Annotated in this window: 14 protein-coding genes; 1 reads left to right on the top strand and 13 read right to left on the bottom strand. The window is 45.1% G+C overall.

Features of this window, described 5'->3' with window-relative positions; translation table 11 throughout:
• Window positions 1-37 precede the first annotated feature (37 nt).
• From nifJ to BUA83_RS01865, 9 genes are all read right to left on the bottom strand, one after another.
• Window positions 38-3,562 carry a pyruvate:ferredoxin (flavodoxin) oxidoreductase gene (nifJ, locus tag BUA83_RS01905; protein WP_072934480.1) on the bottom strand — a complete coding sequence of 1,175 codons (3,525 nt, stop codon included), beginning with the start codon at window positions 3,560-3,562 and terminating at the stop codon, window positions 38-40.
• 246 nt (window positions 3,563-3,808) lie between these two features.
• The gene (locus BUA83_RS01900) at window positions 3,809-4,426 is read right to left on the bottom strand and encodes a hypothetical protein (protein ID WP_072934479.1); all 618 of its coding nucleotides are present in this window, start codon (window positions 4,424-4,426) and stop codon (window positions 3,809-3,811) included.
• A 133-nt stretch (window positions 4,427-4,559) separates the two neighbouring features.
• A complete protein-coding gene (locus BUA83_RS01895) occupies window positions 4,560-6,164 on the bottom strand; it encodes a CTP synthase (protein ID WP_072934478.1) in 1,605 nt (534 codons plus the stop codon).
• Between the two features lie 33 nt (window positions 6,165-6,197).
• A complete protein-coding gene (gene rpoE, locus BUA83_RS01890; protein WP_072934477.1) occupies window positions 6,198-6,533 on the bottom strand; it encodes a DNA-directed RNA polymerase subunit delta in 336 nt (111 codons plus the stop codon).
• 42 nt (window positions 6,534-6,575) lie between these two features.
• Complete coding sequence (gene argS / locus BUA83_RS01885) at window positions 6,576-8,231, bottom strand: arginine--tRNA ligase (RefSeq protein WP_072934476.1); 1,656 nt, start codon at window positions 8,229-8,231, stop codon at window positions 6,576-6,578.
• A gap of 26 nt (window positions 8,232-8,257) precedes the next feature.
• On the bottom strand, window positions 8,258-8,701 hold the full coding sequence (locus BUA83_RS01880; protein WP_072934475.1) for a YwiB family protein: 444 nt from the start codon (window positions 8,699-8,701) through the stop codon (window positions 8,258-8,260).
• Window positions 8,702-8,852: 151 nt separating this feature from the next.
• Window positions 8,853-9,311 (bottom strand): chemotaxis protein CheX, encoded by a 459-nt coding sequence (locus BUA83_RS01875; RefSeq protein WP_072934474.1) that lies wholly within the window; start codon window positions 9,309-9,311, stop codon window positions 8,853-8,855.
• A 4-nt stretch (window positions 9,312-9,315) separates the two neighbouring features.
• Complete coding sequence (locus BUA83_RS01870) at window positions 9,316-10,176, bottom strand: response regulator (protein ID WP_072934473.1); 861 nt, start codon at window positions 10,174-10,176, stop codon at window positions 9,316-9,318.
• Between the two features lie 180 nt (window positions 10,177-10,356).
• The gene (locus BUA83_RS01865; RefSeq protein ID WP_072934472.1) at window positions 10,357-11,742 is read right to left on the bottom strand and encodes an NAD(P)/FAD-dependent oxidoreductase; all 1,386 of its coding nucleotides are present in this window, start codon (window positions 11,740-11,742) and stop codon (window positions 10,357-10,359) included.
• A 285-nt stretch (window positions 11,743-12,027) separates the two neighbouring features.
• Between BUA83_RS01865 and putP the strand changes: the two genes are divergently transcribed.
• The gene (gene putP / locus BUA83_RS01860; RefSeq protein WP_072934471.1) at window positions 12,028-13,506 is read left to right on the top strand and encodes a sodium/proline symporter PutP; all 1,479 of its coding nucleotides are present in this window, start codon (window positions 12,028-12,030) and stop codon (window positions 13,504-13,506) included.
• A 107-nt stretch (window positions 13,507-13,613) separates the two neighbouring features.
• Here putP and BUA83_RS01855 read toward each other — a convergent pair whose 3' ends face one another.
• From BUA83_RS01855 to BUA83_RS01845, 4 genes are all read right to left on the bottom strand, one after another.
• Window positions 13,614-14,435 (bottom strand): hypothetical protein, encoded by an 822-nt coding sequence (locus BUA83_RS01855; RefSeq protein ID WP_072934470.1) that lies wholly within the window; start codon window positions 14,433-14,435, stop codon window positions 13,614-13,616.
• A 53-nt stretch (window positions 14,436-14,488) separates the two neighbouring features.
• The gene (locus BUA83_RS01850) at window positions 14,489-17,878 is read right to left on the bottom strand and encodes a DEAD/DEAH box helicase family protein (protein WP_072934469.1); all 3,390 of its coding nucleotides are present in this window, start codon (window positions 17,876-17,878) and stop codon (window positions 14,489-14,491) included.
• Between the two features lie 38 nt (window positions 17,879-17,916).
• Complete coding sequence (locus BUA83_RS12585) at window positions 17,917-18,060, bottom strand: hypothetical protein (protein WP_159430461.1); 144 nt, start codon at window positions 18,058-18,060, stop codon at window positions 17,917-17,919.
• An 87-nt stretch (window positions 18,061-18,147) separates the two neighbouring features.
• Window positions 18,148-20,235: a restriction endonuclease subunit S domain-containing protein gene (locus BUA83_RS01845; protein WP_072934468.1), complete on the bottom strand. Its 2,088-nt coding sequence runs from the start codon at window positions 20,233-20,235 to the stop codon at window positions 18,148-18,150.
• Window positions 20,236-20,295: the final 60 nt, after the last annotated feature.

Raw genomic sequence — 20,295 nt, 5'->3', positions numbered from 1 at the left:
ACCGACACCCGATAAAGGTGCCGGCATTTTTTATTCTTTACTTGCCTGCAAGCTTCTGATAACCTGCGAGACGTGTCTTTGCATCCTTTTCTGTCTTCTGATAAAGCTCCTCGGCAATATCCGGGAAAGCTCTCTTCAGTGACGAGAAGCGAACCTCTCCCTGCAGGAATTCCTGGAAATCAGCCGTCGGCTCTTTTGAATCAAGCACGAACGGATTCTTATCAGTTCCGACAAGCTCCGGATTGTAGCGGTACGTAGCCCAGTATCCGCAATCAACTGCACGTTTTTCCTCAAGCTGGCTCTTGCCCATACCTGCGCGGATACCGTGGTTGATGCACGGTGCGTAAGCAATAATGAGGGACGGTCCCGGATAAGCCTCTGCCTCCGTGATTGCCTTGATTGCCTGATTCTTGTCAGAGCCCATAGCAATCTGTGCGACATAGACATAGCCATAGCTCATTGCCATCATGCCGAGATCCTTTTTCTTCGTTTTCTTACCCGTTGCGGCAAACTGCGCGATAGCAGCTGTCGGTGTGGATTTCGAGGACTGGCCGCCGGTATTGGAGTAAACCTCCGTATCGAGAACAAGAACATTAACATCCTCGTTGGAAGCGAGAACATGGTCAAGTCCGCCGTAGCCTATATCATAGCTCCAGCCGTCGCCGCCGATAATCCACTGGGAGCGTTTGACGAAGAAGTCCTTCTTGTCATAAATCTTATTAAGAAGCTCATCTGAGCCCTTCTCTTTTTCAAGAAGCGCGGTGAGCTTATCTGCACGCTCGCGTGTTCCTTCACCGTTGTTTATATTATCGAGCCAATCCTGCAAAGCAGCCTTGAGTTCATCAGAGCCTTTTCCTGCTTCAAGCGCAGCACGGAAATCGTCTGCCAGCGTCTCACGGACAGCCTTTGTTCCGAGGAACATACCAAGACCATATTCAGCATTATCCTCAAAGAGGGAATTTGCCCATGCCGGGCCATGTCCCTGCGCGTTTTTCGTGTACGGCATGGACGGTGCGGAAGCGCCCCAGATAGAGGAACAGCCTGTAGCATTTGCAATCATCATGCGGTCGCCGAAAAGCTGCGTGATAAGCTTTGCATACGGTGTCTCGCCGCAGCCTGCGCACGCGCCGGAGAATTCGAGCAGCGGCTGCTCGAACTGGCTGCCCTTGACAGTCTTTTTGTTCATCGGATTCGGTTTTGCAGCAACTTCCTTGACAGCGTAATCGAATACCGGCTGTTTATCAATCTGCTCACCCAGCGGCTTCATAACAAGAGCCTTGCCCTTCGGTGCCGGACATACCTCTGCGCAGTTGCCGCAGCCAAGGCAGTCCTTCTGGGATACAGCGATTGTGAAGTTGAGGTCCTTTGCACCCAGCGCCGGTTTGAATTCCATCGCAGACGGTGCTTTTCCTTTTTCTTCATCCGTTGTAAGAACAGGACGGATAGCAGCATGCGGACATACGAAGGAGCACTGGTTGCACTGGATGCAGAGGTCGCTCTGCCATTCCGGAACCAAAATAGCGACGCCGCGTTTCTCGTATGCGGCAGAGCCTACATCGAAGGTACCGTCAGCATAATCAGTAAATGTGCTGACAGGAAGCTTGTCACCCTCCTGACGGTTCATAACCATCTGAATGTTCTTCACGTATGCCGGTACATCTTCCTCAACCTGCGGAGCATCAGCCGCATCCTTCCAGGAAGCAGGTACCTTGACCTCGATAAGAGCCTCAGGGTCAATACCCTTGTCAATGGCTCCGTTATTCATATCAATGACCTTCTGTCCCTTGTTGCCGTAGGAGGTAACAACGGAATCCTTGAGGTACTTGACAGCTTTATCAAGCGGAATGATATTAGCAAGCTTGAAGAATGCCGACTGCATAATCATATTGAAGCGTCCGCCAAGGCCAAGCTCCTGAGCAATCTTTACCGCGTTGATAATGTAGAATTTAATATTGTTGTTTGCAATGTAACGGCGCATAGCTGCAGGCAGATGCTCGTCAAGCTCAGCCTCAGTCCAGGTCGTGTTCAAAAGGAATGTACCGCCCGGCTTGAGTCCTGCCAGAAGGTCATAGCTCGTTACATAGGACTCCTTGGAGCAGGAGATAAAGTTAGCCTTGTTGATAAGGTACGGGGAACGAATCGGGGACGAACCGAAGCGGAGATGCGAAATCGTGATACCGCCTGATTTCTTGGAATCGTAAGCAAAGTACGCCTGTGCATACATATCCGTATTGTCGCCGATAATCTTGATAGCGCTCTTGTTTGCGCCGACAGTACCGTCTGAGCCGAAGCCCCAGAATTTGCACGCCGTTGTTCCCTCCGGTGTGAGGTCTACATCGCTCTTTGCCGGTGCAATGGAAGTATTCGTTACATCATCCTCAATACCGATTGTAAAATGATTCTTTGGAGCATCCTTCTTGAGTTCTTCAAACACACCGAAAATCTGGTCAGGAGTAACATCCTTACCGCCGAGACCGTAACGGCCGCCTACGACCTTGCGTGCTTCTCCGCTTTCAAAGAAAGCCGAGCATACATCGAGATAAAGCGGCTCACCGAGAGCACCCGGCTCCTTCGTACGTTCGAGGACAGCAATTTTCTGAGCCGTCTTCGGCAGTGCCTTGAAGAAATATTTCAGTGAGAACGGACGATAGAGGTGTACGCAGAGCACACCGACCTTTTCACCGTTCGCGTTAAGATAATCAACAACTTCCTTGGCTGTCTCGCAGAAGGAACCGATTGCGATGATTACACGGTCGGCATCGGATGCGCCGTAGTAATCGAATACATGGTGCTCGCGGCCTGTAATCTTGGCAAGCTCTGCCATTGTTTCCTCAACAAGGTCAGGAATTGCCTCGTAGTAGTTATTTACGCTCTCACGCATCTGGAAATATACATCCGGATTCGTGCTTGTACCGCGGATTACCGGATGGTCCGGATTCAGAGCGCGGTGACGGAACTCCTCAACAGCCTTATGGTCAAGAAGCTTATCGAAATCCGCATAATCAATGACCTCAATCTTCTGAATCTCATGTGATGTGCGGAAACCATCGAAGAAATTAACGAACGGAATACGGCCCTTGATTGCGACAAGATGTGCAACAGCAGCGAGATCCATTACCTCCTGCACGCTGTTTTCAGCAAGCATCGCAACACCCGTCTGACGGGCAGCCATAACATCCTGATGGTCGCCGAAAATGTTCAGCGAGGATGTAGCAAGCGCACGCGCACTGACATGGAACACGCCCGGCAGAAGCTCACCGGAAACCTTATACATGTTCGGAATCATGAGCATCATGCCCTGGGATGCCGTATAGGTTGTTGTGAGCGCGCCTGCCTGCAGAGAGCCGTGTACAGCACCTGCCGCGCCGCCCTCTGATTCCATTTCAATCAGGCGAACCTTCTGGCCGAAAAGGTTCTTCTTGCCATGGGCAGCCATTTCATCAACATGCTCTGCCATCGGTGACGATGGAGTAATCGGATAAATCGCGGCAACGTCAGTGAACGCGTACGATACATACGCGGCAGCTGTATTGCCGTCCATAGTTTTCATGTGTTTACTCATTGAAAAATACTCCTCCTTTGAGTTGCTAACGACCGGGCGGAGGCAATCCACCGCCCTCAGCGCACAGTTTGATTCTGTGCACGCCATCCCTATAATTATACACCGAGCCAAAAAGATTGTAAACGTGAAAAAAATCTTTCGTATTGTACACAAAACACAACACAAAAGATTAAATTAAAAATTTTTGCAACATATTATAACACAATGATTTTTCTAACGAAACCTTTGTTTATTTCTAAAACACAATTACCGGTCTCCTGCCATCCCCGGCACCAAGAGCTCGATATATCTTCCAATGTGAGCAAGGTCGCTGGCTTTTTCTGCCCGAAGGGTGTAGCAGCTGCCACAGTTTGCGCATGAAAGCACAATATAGTGCCCGTGAAGCTCAGCAGAAATATCGCTGTGCCCACAGGAGCATGAAATACATCCGGTGGATGCCATTTCATCCACACGGTTCAGCACTCCGAGAAGTACCCGCTGTTTCTCTATGAAATTCTTTCCGTCGCTTGGGTGCAGTGCTTCAAATTCGGCCTGATTGAAGGAAAGAAGCTCTTCAATCTTTTTTCTGCAGCCGATATAGCCCAGCTCAAAATGATCTTTCCTGCAATATATTTTCTCCAGCTGTACGGAGTGAAGCCTTTTCAGTGAGAACACAAAACGATTATTTTCTCCGCATACCACACAGTCCAGCTCAACGGAAATCCTGCCGCCATTCAGGCGTTCAAGAACAGCCTGCTCATGGCCGCACGTATCACACCGAAGCACAGTTTTTCGCGCATCGGAAAAGTACGGTATTTCATGCACATGAATCTGTCCGCAGCGCTGACAATAAAACGCCGCGCAGCACGCCTCACGAATCAGCATCGCCTTGTACCTCCCATCATTATTTCTACTTATGATTATTCGCTAAATAAAACTAAAATCCTTCTTTTTCTATATTGTATTTTATAAAAAAATACAGCCCATCAAAAAGTGATGAGCTGTATTTATTGTTCACTTACTGAATTTTAAGAGCCGCAGCGACAAAGTCCCTGAACAGCGGATGCGGATTGTTCGGACGCGACTTCAGCTCCGGATGGAACTGCGAACCGACAAACCATGGATGATCCTTTACCTCAACGACCTCAACAAGGCTGTCATCCGGAAGAGTTCCCGCAATAACAAGACCTGCTTCCGAAAGCTGCTTACGGTAAGCATTGTTGAATTCAAACCGATGGCGATGACGTTCCTCAACAAGCTCTTCACCGTATGCGCTGCGTGCGTTTGTGTTTTCTGCAAGCTTGCACGGATAAGCGCCAAGGCGCATCGTGCCGCCCTTCTTGACGACATCCTTCTGGGAATTCATGAGCGCAATAACAGGAGCTTCCGTATCTTCGTTAAACTCCGTGCTGTTGGCATCGGAAAGTCCGCAGACGTGACGGGCAAACTCAATAACAGCGCACTGCATTCCGAGGCAGAGTCCAAGGAAAGGAATTTTATTTTCACGGGCATACTGAATTGCCTTTATTTTTCCTTCTACGCCGCGGTCTCCGAAACCGCCCGGCACCAGGATACCCTTACAGTTGGCAAAAACCTCGGAAAGATCTGTTTCTCCGCTCTCGATTTCCTCCGAATTAACCCACTGGATACGAACATCGCAGTCATTTGCGATACCCGCGTGATGAAGTGCCTCCGTAACAGACATGTAAGCATCAGGCAAAGCAACATACTTGCCGACAACGGCAACCTTGACCTTCTTGGCAGGATGGTTGATTTTATATACCATACGCTCCCAGTCTTCCATGTTTGCGGGGGAAACGTCCATATTCAGCTTCTCAAGGACAATACGGTCGAGGCCTTCCTTCTGCATCATCAAAGGAACCTCATAGATAGTGCTTGCGGTGCGGTTTTCAATAACTGCATTGGCATCAACATCGCAGAAAAGCGCAAGCTTCTCCTTCATTTCCTTGGACAGTTCCTTTTCAGTACGGCATACAAGAACATCCGGCTGAATACCGATGCCGCGGAGCTCTTTGACACTGTGCTGAGTCGGCTTTGTTTTGAGTTCCCCTGCAGCAGAAATGAAAGGAACCAGAGTTACATGAATGTAAAGCACATCATTCTTTCCGACTTCTTTTTTGACCTGACGGATTGCCTCAAGGAAAGGAAGGCTCTCAATATCGCCGACAGTACCGCCGATTTCAGTGATAACAACATCAGCATTGTCAGCCTTCGCGACGTCATAAACACGCTGCTTGATTTCGTTGGTGATATGCGGAATGACCTGTACAGTGCTTCCAAGATAGTCACCTCTGCGTTCCTTGTTCAAAACGTTCCAGTACACCTTGCCTGCTGTAATATTGGACATCTTCGAAAGGTTGATGTCGATAAATCTTTCGTAATGTCCGAGATCCAGGTCTGTTTCCGCGCCGTCGTCCGTAACAAAGACCTCACCGTGCTGATACGGGCTCATAGTACCGGGATCAATATTGATATACGGGTCGAACTTCTGAATCGTGACCTTGATGCCGCGGTTTTTCAGCAAACGTCCAAGAGACGCGGCCGTGATGCCTTTACCAAGTGACGACACAACGCCGCCCGTAACGAAAATATACTTTGCCATGCTTCTCCTCCTAACCTTAAACAAATGACCTGCTTAGTCTTCCTGAATGCTCTCCAAAAGCTTCTCGCGGCGGCGGCTTGACTTGGATGCTGCCGATGCTGAAGACGATGACGAAGACGATGCATGGGAATGCTTGACTTCAGGCGGATTCCATTCTGTCAGTCCCCACATTCCCTTGCCTGTATACTGGAAACGGCTGTCCATGTTAATAAGCGTATAAACCTCTGAAATCGTCTGAGAAAGCGATTGTACCGGTTTTGCCTTCTTCTCTATGACATCCAGCACGAGGTCTTTATAATACATAGACTCACCCTTCTGTGTGAGCACATAATATGCGATATCAGTTTCCGTGCTTTTCAAAAAATCCATTCTTCTTCTTCCTTTCAATACATATTTATTTCGATGGACTTATTACATCTTTTCCGGTGCCGAGATACCAAGAATACCAAGTGCGTGACGGATGACCTGCTGAGCCTTTCCTACAAGCGCAAGACGGGCTGAAGCAAGCTCCGGCTCAATGCCCATTATGCGGCATTTCGCGTAGAAGCTGTGGAACAGCGCCGAGATATCGTAGGCAAAACGCGCAATACGCTGCGGAGCAAGGTCTGCTGCCGCCTTCTCGACTTCCTCAGGATATTCCTCTATTTTCTTTATGAGCGCAAGCTCTGTGTCATCCGTAAGAAGCGAAAGCTTCGGAGACTCCCCGACAGAAAGTCCCGCGCCCTCCGCCTGGCGGAAAATGCTTGCGATTCGTGCATGAGCATACTGTATATAATAGACCGGATTTTCATTTGACTGCTTTTTCGCAAGGTCCAAATCAAAATCAAGCTGGCTGTCAAGGGAACGCATGCAGAAGAAATAACGGGCCGCGTCTGCGCCGACTTCCTCAATAAGCTCTGCAAGCGTAACGCTCTGCCCTGTGCGCTTGGACATCTTCACAAGCTCACCGTTTCTGTAAAGCGCAACCATCTGCAGAAGCAGTACTGTAAGCTTTTCCGGATCCTTTCCGAGAGCCTTCATAGCTGCCTTCACACGGCATACATAACCGTGATGGTCCGCACCCCAGATATTTATGAGACGTCCAAAGCCACGTTCATATTTATCGCGATGATATGCGATATCCGCCGCCAGATATGTCGGAACACCGTTATCACGGATAACAACGCGGTCCTTGTCATCACCGTAATCCGTAGAACGGAGCCAAAGAGCGCCGTCCTTTTCGTATATTGTGCCGTTGGCCTTGAGCTCCTCCACAGCCTCGCGGACTTTATCCGGATGCAGTGTACGCTCGCTGTACCAGAGGTCAAAGGTTACATTAAATGCCTCAAGGTCTTCCTTGAGAGCCGCCAGCTTTTCAACAAGAGCGACCTCCTTGAATACCTTCAGACGCTCTGCCTCATCCATGGCGAGATACTTGTCTCCGTCCTTTTTGATGATACGCTTCGCAGTATCAATAATATCGGCGCCGTGGTAGCCGTTTTCAGGGAACTCAACCGTTTTACCGAACTGCTCAAGATAACGCGCATTAACAGATGCCGCAAGATTATCAATCTGATTGCCGGCATCATTTATATAGTACTCACTTGAAACAGGATATCCCGCAGCCCTCAGAAGATTTACCAGTGCACTGCCGACTGCCGCGCCGCGGCCATGCCCTACATGCAGAGGTCCGGTAGGATTTGCACTGACATATTCCACCTGCGTAGGAGCAATATCCTTTTTAGGAAGATTTCCGAAATCCTCGCCCATTTCAATCGCCTTGGCAAGGCCGTCATAAATGACATTCGATTTCAGATAGAAATTGATGAAGCCCGGGCCTGCAATCTCCGCCTTCTCAAGCTCAGCAAGCTTCAGGCGCTCAACAAGAGCCTCCGCAATCTGACGCGGATTCTTATGAAAAGCACGCGCCGACTGCATAGCAAAATTTGTCGCAAAATCTCCCATTTCCTTCTTAGGCGGAACCTCCAGCACAACGGCCGGAAGCTCTGCCTCCGGGAATACACCGTCGTCAATTCCCTGTTTTGCGGCAGCCTCTATAGCCGCCGACAGTATATCCTTGATTTCCAAAGAAAACTTCCTCCCCAAATGCTCATTCAATTCAAACGTTCAGCCTCACCGGCTGCCATACTGACCTCTATATGAAGCAGATTACGGCTCTGCGGACGGCCGTTTATTGATACATCGTATCCCACATCGACACATCCGGTTGCCGTTCCGTACTCAATAGCAAGCTCATCCGTCCTTATGACCATCTCAAGCTCACCAAAGGGAGTGCGGTACTGACTTACACTCTTTTCCTGCAGCGCAAAATGCTGCTCCATCTCGACTCCGCCGTGACGCAGAAGCGTAAGCGAATCCGGTGATATTTTCAAAACAGCAGCAGTCTTTCCTGCTTCCTCCACCGAAGTATCGTCATAAAGAACGTAATGCTTACCGCCTTTATAATAATGACGTCCTTCCGTTACCATCTCAATTGAGCTTTTTTCGCCCATGAGATCCTTCTGCTCGCCGCGTACCCGTACAATAACACGCTCCAAGCTTTAACCTCGCTTTCAAAACAAAAAGGGGAAATCCCCAAACAAACAATCTTTATTATTATAGTACACACTATCTTTCCCGTCTATGAAAAATTATTTTTTTCACAAAAAAAGAGCAGAATCCCTGTGATGATTCTGCTCCAATTTTTTATTACTGAACTGCGATGTTCAGTTCCATGTTCTCTCCGCCAAGATCCATGACTACAACCAGATACTGCTCTCCGCTGATTTTAATCTGGAAATCCTGACCGACTGTCAAGCTCGGCGTAGAAATATCTACCTCGTAGCCCATCGCCGTAAGATTGGTTGCCGCATTTGCCGTCAGCATATTAGACAGCTCCGAAAGGGCACTCTGTGCCATTTCGTCCAGATTCTCAACCGGCATTCCCATCATCATCTTCGAAGCGATAAATTTCGCGGACTGTTCAGTCATATTGTAGACAACATTGCCGCGAAGACCTTTCGTGAAACCGACGATAAGAGACACGCCAAGACTCTTGCAGGTCTGATTCTGCACGCTCATACTTACACGCTTTGGTACATCAAATCCCATCTGTGGCATGACGTTAACGAGGGCATCAATAAATGGATTAACGAGTTTAGCATCCATCAGTTCATTCCCCCTCCGCGAAACCTATATTCATACAAATATTTCCAAGGCGTGTTTCTGCCGTGATGACAAATGATGCCATCTTGAAATTCGCAATGCGGATATTGCTTCCCGCAATCGTTCCCGGCGGTGAAATACGCATCTCACTGTCGTGCAGGTCATTGATTGTAGACGCGCCGCGTCCGACAATGATGTTGGCAGCTTCCTCTACCGCATCACTTGCCTCCTCCTCGGTAAGCTCAGCGTCGCTTTCCTTACCAAGCAGCACGCACGCGAATTTGCGCATCGTATCATGATCCATATATACAATCGCACGTCCCATCGGCATTCCCGTAAGTCCGATTATGACAGCAATACCGTCAACGTCCAGGTAATTCCCTACCGCAAGATGGGACGATACCTCGCTGTGAACACCGACGAGACTGAAAAGACTCTTCTGAAGCACCTTCACAAAGGCATCAACGTAGAGATCCTTAAGTTCACCAATCTTATCCGATATATCCTGACACAGGAACATCAATGCGTCAATGAGCTCGTTAGGATTGACAGGCTTCTGCAGGAAAGAACTGATACCGGCAGAACGCCCCTGAGCAATCAAGCTGGCATCCTTCATGGCGCTTATCATCAGAATCCTCGCACTTGGATCTATATCCTTAATGCGGCGCGTACACTCGATTCCGTCAGCATCCGGAAGATTCATGTCCATCGTGACGATATCCGGCTTGAAGCTCTGATATTTATCAATAGCTTCCGCACAGCTGCACGCAACTTCACAAGTTCCAAAATTGGTTTTCGACAGAATATTCTGCAGGATTGAACAGCTCACTCTTGAGTCGTCCACGATTAAGACCTTAAGGCGTTCCATTCTTTTCACCCATTTCTTTCAGCATCGAAATATATTTTGAACTTCTAACTTGTATCATACCATATTTATATACGATTTTTCAGCATCCGTATAAAATATTTTATGTCCCAAAAATTCTGCTATTAAGATAATTCGTTAAATATGCCAAAATCCCTGCATGAAAATAAAATTTTTTTAATTTTATTTTTTGTCCATACGCGAAAGAATTGTCCTTCCGACATAAACGCCGCTCGCCCCTGCCTGCGAAAGTCCGCGAGTAACTCCTGCGCCGTCGCCCGCCGCAAAGATGTTTTTAAGCGGCATTTCAAGCTCCTTCGTAAGCGAAATACGGGAGCTGTAGAACTTGACCTCTACACCGTAAAGAAGCGTATCGTCATTTGTCATTCCCGGCGCAATGTTATCAAGCACCTGAATCATTTCCATTATGTTGTCCAGATGACGCTTTGGAAGCACCAGCGAGAGGTCACCCGGGGTAGCCGCAAGCGTCGGCCTCGTGAAGCTCTTGGCAAGACGCTTCGCATCCGTGCGGCGTCCCTTGAAGAGGTCACCGTAGCGCTGCACCAGAGCACCGCCTCCCAGCATGTTGGAAAATGATGCAATACGTTTGCCGTATTTGTACGGCTCATTAAAGGGTTCCGTAAAATGATTGCTGACGAGCAGCGCGAAATTCGTATTATGACTCTGGAGCTTCGGGTCGCTGTAGGAGTGACCGTTTACCGTAATGACTCCGTCAGTGTTCTCCGTTACCACGTGGCCGTGAGGATTCATGCAGAACGTCCGCACAAGGTCTCCGTAGCGTTTCGTGCGGTATACCAGCTTTGCCTCGTACACCTTGTCGGTAATGTGGCTGAACACCGCGTCAGGCACCTCTACACGCACTCCTACATCAACCTGATTATTAAGCAGCTTAACGCCAAGGCGTTTGCACTCGTCGCTGAACCATTCTGCGCCTGCACGTCCAGGCGTCACGATAAGATATTCCGCGGATACCTTCTCCCCGTTTTCAAGAATAAGCTGATTGTCTCCGCTGCCGTCTGACTCTATGTTTTTTACCGGCGCAAGGAAATGGAACTCAACCTTGTCCTTCAGATGCTCATATGTTTTTTTCAGCATGGAAAGATTGTTTTCTGTTCCCAGATGACGCACGCTGGCATCCAGAAGATGAAGGTCATATCCAAGTGCCAGCTTGCCAAGCTCGCTGCCTGCCGTTGTGAAAACCTGCGACGGAGCTCCGTGCTTCATGTTAATCTCATCAACATACCGGATAAGCTTCATGACCTCCTCGTCATCAAGATATTCATTGAGCCATCCGCCGAACTGTGTCGTAAAATTATATTTGCCGTCGGAGAACGCGCCGGCGCCTCCGAAGCCTCTCATGATATTGCAGGGAGTGCAGCAGATGCATGTCTTTACCTTTCCTGCAGATATAGGACACGCACGATGATAAATATCGTTTCCGCTCTCAAATACACCAATCTTCAGATCAGGCTTCTTTTCAATCAGCTCATAGGCAGCAAAAATTCCTGCCGGGCCTGCTCCAACAATAGCAACATCATACTGTTTCATTTTTCTTCACTCCATATGAAAAAATAAACAACCAATTAATGATAGCACATTTTGCCGCAAAGCACCAAATTCCGTTGATTTTTCATACTTTCTTAACATATAACCCGGCAAAAAATATCCCCCATTTCTGTAAGTGGCGACGAGAAAAACAAATGAAATTGAACATATTGCGCCTCGTTGAAATGCCACAGAAGTAAGTTTGCATATGGCAAACTTTGATTAAAGGCATTATAATATATCACGTATGCTATTTATGCCATTATATTATGGAAGGAGTGTCCATTCGTGACACAGAATATCTATATCATCATTGCATTTATTTTTTACCTCTCATGCATGATGATGATAGGCGTTTACTATTATCGCCGCACACACAACATGGCCGACTACATTCTCGGCAACCGAAAGCTTGGGGCATGGGTAACCTCATTGAGTGCCGAAGCATCCGACATGAGCGGATGGATGCTCATGGGACTCCCGGGCTACGCCTATGTCGCAGGCCTCAACGCAGGCTGGATTGCCCTCGGCCTCGCTCTGGGAACCTTTGCAAACTGGAAATTCGTTGCCTCACGGCTCCGAAAATACACCGAGCTTGCGGACAATTCCCTTACGCTTCCGGGATTTTTCCAGAACCGTTTTCACGACAAAAGCAATCTTCTGCGCATTATTCCGGCCGTATTTATCTTAATTTTTTTCATCATCTACACATCATCAGGTTTTGTCGCAGGAGGAAAGCTCTTCGAAACCATATTCGGTCTTCCATATCTCTGGTCCCTTGCCCTCGGCGCCTTCGTTGTCGTGTTCTACACCTTCGTAGGCGGATTTCTTGCAGTCGCATGGACCGATTTTATCCAGGGCGTCATGATGTTTTTTGCGATACTCATCGTACCTGCAATGGGTGCCTGGGCAATCGGAGGCTTCCAGACAACAGCAGAAGCAATCTACACAATCAATCCTTCGTTTTTCAACCCATTCACAAAGCCTGACGGCTCAATGATTGGTTTCATCGAATGCATCTCGCTCCTTGGATGGGGACTTGGGTATTTCGGTCAGCCGCATATCCTTGTACGCTTCATGGCAATCCGCTCCTCAGGTGAGCTTAAGCAGGCCATGCATATCGCCATGACATGGGTAGCCATTTCCCTTGCTGCAGCAGTTCTGGTCGGCATGGTAGGAAAAGCATATCTCACCCACGCCCTCACAGGAGCAGACACCGAGACAGTTTTCCTCGTAATGACCAACGAGCTTTTCAGCCCGTTTGCGGCAGGCATAGTTCTTTCTGCTGTTCTGGCCGCAATCATGAGCACGGCGTCCTCGCAGCTTCTTGTTGCGGCATCTGCTTTTGCTCAGGACTTTTACCACACCACAATCCGCAAAAACTCCTCTGCGAATGAGCTTGTCTGGGTTGGACGTTTTTCCGTTCTCGGCATCGCCCTCATCGCGGTAATACTTGCCATGAACCCGCAGAACCTCATTCTGGATATTGTCGCATACGCCTGGGCAGGCTTCGGAGCAGCCTTCGGCCCTGCGCTTTTGATGGCACTCTTCTGGAGACGCACCACATCCCGCGGTGTCATCGCCGGCATCGTAGTCGGCGGCCTTACAGTACTTATCTGGAAGCAGTTCGCATGGCTCGGTCTTTATGAAATCATCCCGGGCTTCATCCTCTCCCTCGCAGCGATTTATATCGTAAGCAAGCTGGACAAGGAACCGCCCAAAGAAATAACGGACGTCTTCGATGCTGTAGAGCACAGCAATATCTGATAACACGAAAAGAAGACACTGTGACAAAACGTAAAATGTTTTATCACAGTGTCTTCTTTTACTTTCCGTTTAACCAACCTTACCCCTGAAATACAAGAGTAAAGCGATTAACTCTCAAACGGTTTTCTATTTGAAAAATCAAGTACCAAATTCAAAGCTTGTCCCGCCGTAACATGCAATTCTCCATAAGCGCAAACAGGCAGTTGGCAATTATTTTTAAATCTGCGATCAGGCGAACCGTCCTTATTTACATATTGCCACGTCATTTCAAGAACTTTAGTATCGTATGTAGCATGCTCTTCTATGTATTGTATGGCGGAATACTCAACCTTAAGCTGATCATATGCCACAGTCGCGATGCGCCCATCCTTAATAATCACAATCCTGTCAGGAAAAAAAGAAACCGACTCATTTGGCAATTGCACGGATAATATCTTGATGTTTGTTTCAAAAGGCAATGGAGGCTCGGAAGATATTACGCAGCGATGAGGATCTATTGATGTTCCGGCGCCTGCTGTATAACGTATTTCACGGACCTTGCTGATACTTTTTATCCAATAAATTCTCGATGATTGTCTAACTTTTTCTATGTCGCTTATAGTTTTTCTATAAAGCGCGCTCTGTTTTGCCGTGAGACGATATTTAACCTCGACGGTCTTATAATACGAATAATAAAAAAAGTAAATGAACACCGGAATAAAAACCAGTAAAAATTCATACTTAAAGATACATAAAATACCAATACCGATAAGCACTTTTTTGGAAGAGTCGCTTTTATCCATGATTGAGATGGCTTCCTTTATGACCTTATCCACCATCTTTACATCTATCATGTCTTTATCCAATGTTTTTCTATCTATTGGCTTAGTTGCAATATTTTTGTAATACTTTGTGTCATACAGATTGTCTTGATAATTTTTATATTTCATTGCTACTCTTCCTCACATATGAAAACCTGAGTCCCCGAGCCCAATTAAAAGTCTTATGACGCCTCTACTATCTCTTCCGAGTTTCTCTTGATTTGCGCGACTCTCTCCATAATCCGCTTTACCAGCGGCATTTTATCTCTAAACAGCGTACTGACTCCACCGCCAAAATTCTTGAAAGGCTGTTGGCTGAATGTCTTTTTGACGTCCACAATATTTCCGTTCTTCACAATATAGGCAATAATCATATTCACAAAATCAATCTGCTTGCTGTTGAGATTCCCCTGAGAGATAAACTCGCTAAAAGCTTCATTTACGGCAGACTGCTCCATTCCTACAATTTCTCTGACCAGCAACCCAATGGGCTTTTCCCCGTAATCTTTAGCATACTCGTCTTTAGTACCTAACTCTTCCCACAAAATCTTTTCAAGCATCTTCAAATCCACAGAAGTCAGCGGCTTATTATTGCGGAGTTTATATACAGCCAAAGTATCCGCATGTTCTTTCAAATAGCTGGTTATACGCTCCTTGTACGGCTTCAGGTTTATGCCTCCGCCAAGAGGATCGCCTTGCGTAATATTCGTGAAAATATCATCAAAATGAGAATAATAAATCTTCTGCTCTTCCTTATCAATAAACTGCATTAACTCCCTAAGAGCTTCTCGTGCCTGTTCGTAATCCGGCAGCTTTGCTTCAGTCCAATACCCGTCAGTAATAACACGCTCAATCAATGCACGTTTAGCCGCCACTTGCGGAATAGTATATTTCTTCGTCAGCATAGTACAGCTCTGCACTACAACACTTCTTGGTTTATCTACGCTTGTCTTATTAAGATTACCAAGCATAATACTGTACATCAGATAATCAAACCGACGAGCCAGTTCGTTTCTATCTGTCGGCATTATAATTGGAGATATTTTCTTTTTTATCTCAGCAACTTTCAGCTCATTCAAATCCTGCCAATTATTTATATCCCGATAAACATCTACCTGCTCCCGACGCATCTTCACACGGAAACTGTCATCATCCAATCGCACCACAGCCTGACACATATCTTCTGCCATAGACTGCCTAAAAGCGACATAATCCGCGTCCGCTGTATACTCAGCATCCTGCAGCGAGCGCAGTATCTCAGTTTTAGTGTTATAAATCTTCTCCATCAAAGTTAACTGCTTGTTATTCTCCTGGCCATTCGTATTTTCCCTGAAGAAATCAAAGTTGCCACAGAAATCAAAGATCAGGAACTTCTCTTTGTCCTGGCTCGGTCCAAACAAATCTTTGCAAAGACGCGTACCTCGTCCAATCATCTGCCAGAATTTCGTATAGCTCCTAACCTTCTTGTAGAAAACCAAATTAAGAATTTCAGGCACATCAATTCCGGTGTCCAGCATATCCACGGACACTGCAATCTGCGGATACTTCTCCTTCGTACTGAACTCATCCAGCAGGCTATCCGCATATTTTATGCTGTAGTCAATTTCCTTGATAAAGTCGCCGCCGTACTCAGGGAACAGCTTATTAAACCGTTCAACAATAGCTTTAGCATGCAGACTGCTCCTAGCAAAAATTATAGTCTTGCCAAGAATATCTCCGCCCGCGACCTTCAATCCTTTATCCATAAGTTCTTTCAGCATATTATCAATGGTATCCTGATTAAAAAGCCACTTATTCACCGCAGTATTCGGAACTGTTTTAGTCACACTTACCATCGGATCATCAGCGAAAGTATCTTCAAAATGACGCTTCTCCGCTTCAGAAAGCTGGTCGTAATGCACGCCATTCTCTATAATCTTATCTTTGTACTCTATGGTGCTGTATGTCACCAAATAGCCTTCAGATACCGCAGAATCATATTCATAGGCAAAAGTAGGATTTCCCTTTTCCAAATCAAATACCGCATAGGTATCTTTATCAATCTCGCTCTTCGGTGTAGCCGTCAACCCCAAAAGCATTGCATCAAAATAGTTAAAAATATCCTGATACTTGTTATATACAGACCTATGAGCTTCATCCAAAATGATGAGATCAAAATGCCCCGGCGTAAACAGGCGACTTCCATCTTTGCTCTTTGTCTCATCTATAGCATTCATAATCGTCGGATAGGTAGAAAAAATCATCCGGCACTGCTCCGGGTCTTCTTTATTTTCCATCAGATTGCAGCAGGTCAGATTTGTCAAAAGATCCACAAAATTCCTTTTAGCCTGACGCACCAAAGCCGTTCTATCCGCCAAAAACAATATATTCTTTATGTAGTTATGCTTCAAAAGCACATCAACCAAGCTGATACTTACCCTGGTTTTTCCTGTACCGGTAGCCTGCACAATCAAAAACTTGCGATGACGATTGCTGATATCCTCACAGGCATTAATCACTGCATTTTTCTGGTATGGACGATTCGTTATTTTGTCATCAATTTCAATATTCGTCAAAGGAATACGGCTCGTCCGTCTGTCCATCTCAAGCTGCAATTCATCCTGAGTGAAGAACCCTGATATCGGGCGTCTTGCCTCTTGCATATAGTCATTGGTGTAAAAAATATCAAAACCATTAGTGGTGAATATCAAAGGCCTCCGCCCATACTGCTTTTCCAAGCAATCAGCATATAATTTGGCCTGCTGGCTTCCAACCAAAGGGTCTACCGAAGCCTTCTTCGCCTCCACAACAGCTAAAGGAATCTGGTCCTGCCCATAAAGAACATAATCTACAAAACCTTGTCCTGTGGCATTAGGCATGCCCTCAACAGGAACTTCAGGATAACAATTCGGGGACGTCACCCCAGACTCCGCCATACGCCACCCAGCATCCATAAGCGCAACATCGATATATTTCTTTCTTGTTTCCGCTTCACTAATCTTATCTACTTGGAAGGTGCGCTGCTGTTGATAGGTTTCCTTCATTTGCTGAAGCTGAACCATCAATTCCTTGTTTATTTTGGTCAGTTCCTCAATGCTTTGAGTCTTGCTATTCAATGTATCAGCTAACTTCTGCAGCTGTTCCTTAGTCTGACGTTCAGAATCCGATGAAGGCAAAATGCTGACATCAAATTCCGTCTGCTCATACTCGTCAGAATACGAATAATCTATCCAGTCACAGAAATTATGCAGATTTCGCAATGCCAATACCGCGTCATCACGCTTGATGGGGCTGTTGGAATGCACCGCCATATTTCCCAAATGCACGATGAACTTAATCAAGTGAAATAACTGCACGCCAATTTTACCTTTGAAGGTATAGTTATGAATCAAAGCAGACAAAGTCTCCCTGTAGGGAATGTTCAGTTCCGGCTCTACTGAGTATATAAACTTCACGCCCAATTCCAGTGCTTTTCGAGCATGGATTGCCGAACTTGCAGGAGATACCGCCAGACATTTCTCAGCTTCAACTGCTGCTTGAGCAAAGTTCTTATAGCCTTTTTTATTGATTAAATGCTCAAAATTTGATGCCATAGCGAACACTCCTATCTATACTTTATTTACATTCACTTCTACAACTTTTGATTTGAAATTTCATAGACATTTACTGTCTTCTCTTTAAAAGTCTTTGACATTACTTCCTTAAGCTTTCTCATCTGTGCTACCGACAGATATCCGGATATCTTATTCAAAATTGCGGCTACTTTTTCTTCCATGCTGGCATCCCCCATGATACCAGCATCCTCCAGCCACTAAAAATACCATAATACATCCATTAACGTCTAAATATTATCGAATATAACTCAGTCACCCAAAACACTTTTTATTACACCATAAGCATCTTTTCCAATTTCTATATCTTCTGGCTGACCTTCATAATGATATGAAATATATTTCGTATTATTCCCCTCCAATCGGCTATAAAAATAACAAGCATTTTTCGCATCAATTGGTGAATTTTTCATAACCAAAAACGGCGGCAGCTCAAAAACTCCATCTGAATCAAGCATTCTAATATAAAGTTTTCCTTCCTCAAGAGCCATATCACCTTTTATTTCACCTTTTTTGAATATAGCATTTGATCCCGTTAAAATTTCAACAGTGTTTATAAAAATACCGTCTTTTCGTTTTAAATATACCGGGCGAACCAACTGAATATTTTCATATGCTTCTCGCATTTTAGATTGAAATTCATATAAATCCTTTTCCAAAACACGCACATGTTCTCCGTATATCTTCTCACTTGTTATTCCTGAATGTCCCCGCCAAGAATTTCTATTATCAGCCGCTGTTTGCAATATTTTACATATTTCATTATTACATAACGCTTTAATAGTTCCTCTATCTTCTGTATGGAAACATTCAAGAATCATATCCATGCTTTTTTTATCATCGACTCTTTTTCTTATAGACTTAGATAGAGCTCTATTCATTTTTACCCATGATCCAAATGATGCTTTTTCAAAAAACGATGCACTGACATCAATAGAATCTTTATCTGCGCATAAATTTTTCCCATAAGCTCCAACTAAAATAGCCGTTTCAAATATAGAATACGCTTCAAAGAAGAAAAGCAGCATCTCTTGTTTTTGCGCCTCGTCAATAGCTACTTGATATTTTTTTAAAATTGTAGCCATAGGGTATGGCATTTCTTCTATCCACTGTTCAAATCTGTCACCTTTATTGTTTATATCTTTCATTTCTTTAATGACACATCTGTATGCAGCTGGCATTTTACGTAACTTCTCTCGCAAATTACTGCTTGTCGTCGCTATCTGCTGTAACTCGTCATCTAATTTTAAAATTTTAATCTGAAACTCAATGTCAGGGACTGGGATTTTTATATCTAAAACATCTGCCGAATTTAACGAAGGAATTGTTGCCGTACCTGCTCCTGTCATATATCTTAATCTAAGCTCAATACCTGCTTCTGTATTTAAAACAAATGCTAAAAATTCTGGAAAAATCTTATTATGGTCAATTATTAGTCTAAAGTAATTCTGACTTTTAAGCGTAAAATCTGCAATTCTCGTAACAACATTCGATTTGCCAATCCTAGGAATATAAATTACACTTTCTATTTCATCTTGAAACCCAGTTTTAGGAGAACGTTCTAATTTCACGTGCAAGTCGCTAAGTGACTTTAATTCTCCCTGATAATTTCTCTCTAGTTTTTGTTCAAGATTCAATATTCTGTTGTGGTTTTCATACGTTAAATAATCAGGATATTCCCCCCTAATGACCCATTTCCCCAAGTGTTCTATTTTAGAAGATTTATGATTCAAGAAATTTGTAATCACTAACTCAATATCTTGAATATTATTTACCTTCGCAAGAAAAACATCATCTTTTTCACCTTTGCTAAAAATAATAATCTTGCTTGCAACCAATGAAACCGGCGTGTACACTCCAGACGGCAAATCAATTATAGCAGAAGCAAATATACCATTCTCCTCAAGATTGTTAAGCCATTTTTTCCCTATAGTGTTTAATGTGATATCACCATTAATGGAAAAAATCGCATATTTATCAAATCCAATTTTGCAAGCCTTATCTACGATAGATAGATGCATTGCATTACACATTACACGTAAAAGAGGTAAATTCGCAATAACTACATCAAAATTTTTTCCATCTACCTCAGCATCAGGCAATGCGTCTATACCTGTTTTTTCCTTAATATAGCTACAAATTTCTGCATTTATATTTTGATACGCAACCGACAACCCTGCATCATGAAAATCAATCACATCTTTGCCTTTAGCATGTGGAATATAAATGTTATGACAATTTAATTTTTGAACTATGGTCTCAAAAAATATTCTTATCATATCTGGGTATAGTTTTTCATCACTACGTTCCTTGTTACCCCATTGTGGCATTGTATTCATATACATTCTCCTTAAATAAAGTCCACAAGTTATAAATCAAATTTCATTCACCTTATAATA

It is taken from the genome of Schwartzia succinivorans DSM 10502 (genome assembly GCF_900129225.1).
GTDB classification, from domain to species: Bacteria; Bacillota; Negativicutes; order Selenomonadales; family Selenomonadaceae; genus Schwartzia; species Schwartzia succinivorans.
The sequence above is the reverse complement of the archived record's forward strand: the minus strand, read 5'-3'. Positions and strand labels throughout refer to the sequence as shown.

Excerpts from the sequence above, each read along its gene's own strand:
- nifJ (WP_072934480.1), bottom strand. The coding sequence starts at position 3,562 with ATGAGTAAACACATGAAAACTATGGACGGCAATACAGCTGCCGCGTAT.
- BUA83_RS01900 (WP_072934479.1), bottom strand. The coding sequence starts at position 4,426 with ATGCTGATTCGTGAGGCGTGCTGCGCGGCGTTTTATTGTCAGCGCTGC.
- BUA83_RS01895 (WP_072934478.1), bottom strand. The coding sequence starts at position 6,164 with ATGGCAAAGTATATTTTCGTTACGGGCGGCGTTGTGTCGTCACTTGGT.
- rpoE (WP_072934477.1), bottom strand. The coding sequence starts at position 6,533 with ATGGATTTTTTGAAAAGCACGGAAACTGATATCGCATATTATGTGCTC.
- BUA83_RS01875 (WP_072934474.1), bottom strand. The coding sequence starts at position 9,311 with ATGGATGCTAAACTCGTTAATCCATTTATTGATGCCCTCGTTAACGTC.
- BUA83_RS01870 (WP_072934473.1), bottom strand. The coding sequence starts at position 10,176 with ATGGAACGCCTTAAGGTCTTAATCGTGGACGACTCAAGAGTGAGCTGT.
- BUA83_RS01865 (WP_072934472.1), bottom strand. The coding sequence starts at position 11,742 with ATGAAACAGTATGATGTTGCTATTGTTGGAGCAGGCCCGGCAGGAATT.
- BUA83_RS01855 (WP_072934470.1), bottom strand. The coding sequence starts at position 14,435 with ATGAAATATAAAAATTATCAAGACAATCTGTATGACACAAAGTATTAC.
- BUA83_RS01850 (WP_072934469.1), bottom strand. The coding sequence starts at position 17,878 with ATGGCATCAAATTTTGAGCATTTAATCAATAAAAAAGGCTATAAGAAC.
- BUA83_RS12585 (WP_159430461.1), bottom strand. The coding sequence starts at position 18,060 with ATGGAAGAAAAAGTAGCCGCAATTTTGAATAAGATATCCGGATATCTG.
- BUA83_RS01845 (WP_072934468.1), bottom strand. The coding sequence starts at position 20,235 with ATGAATACAATGCCACAATGGGGTAACAAGGAACGTAGTGATGAAAAA.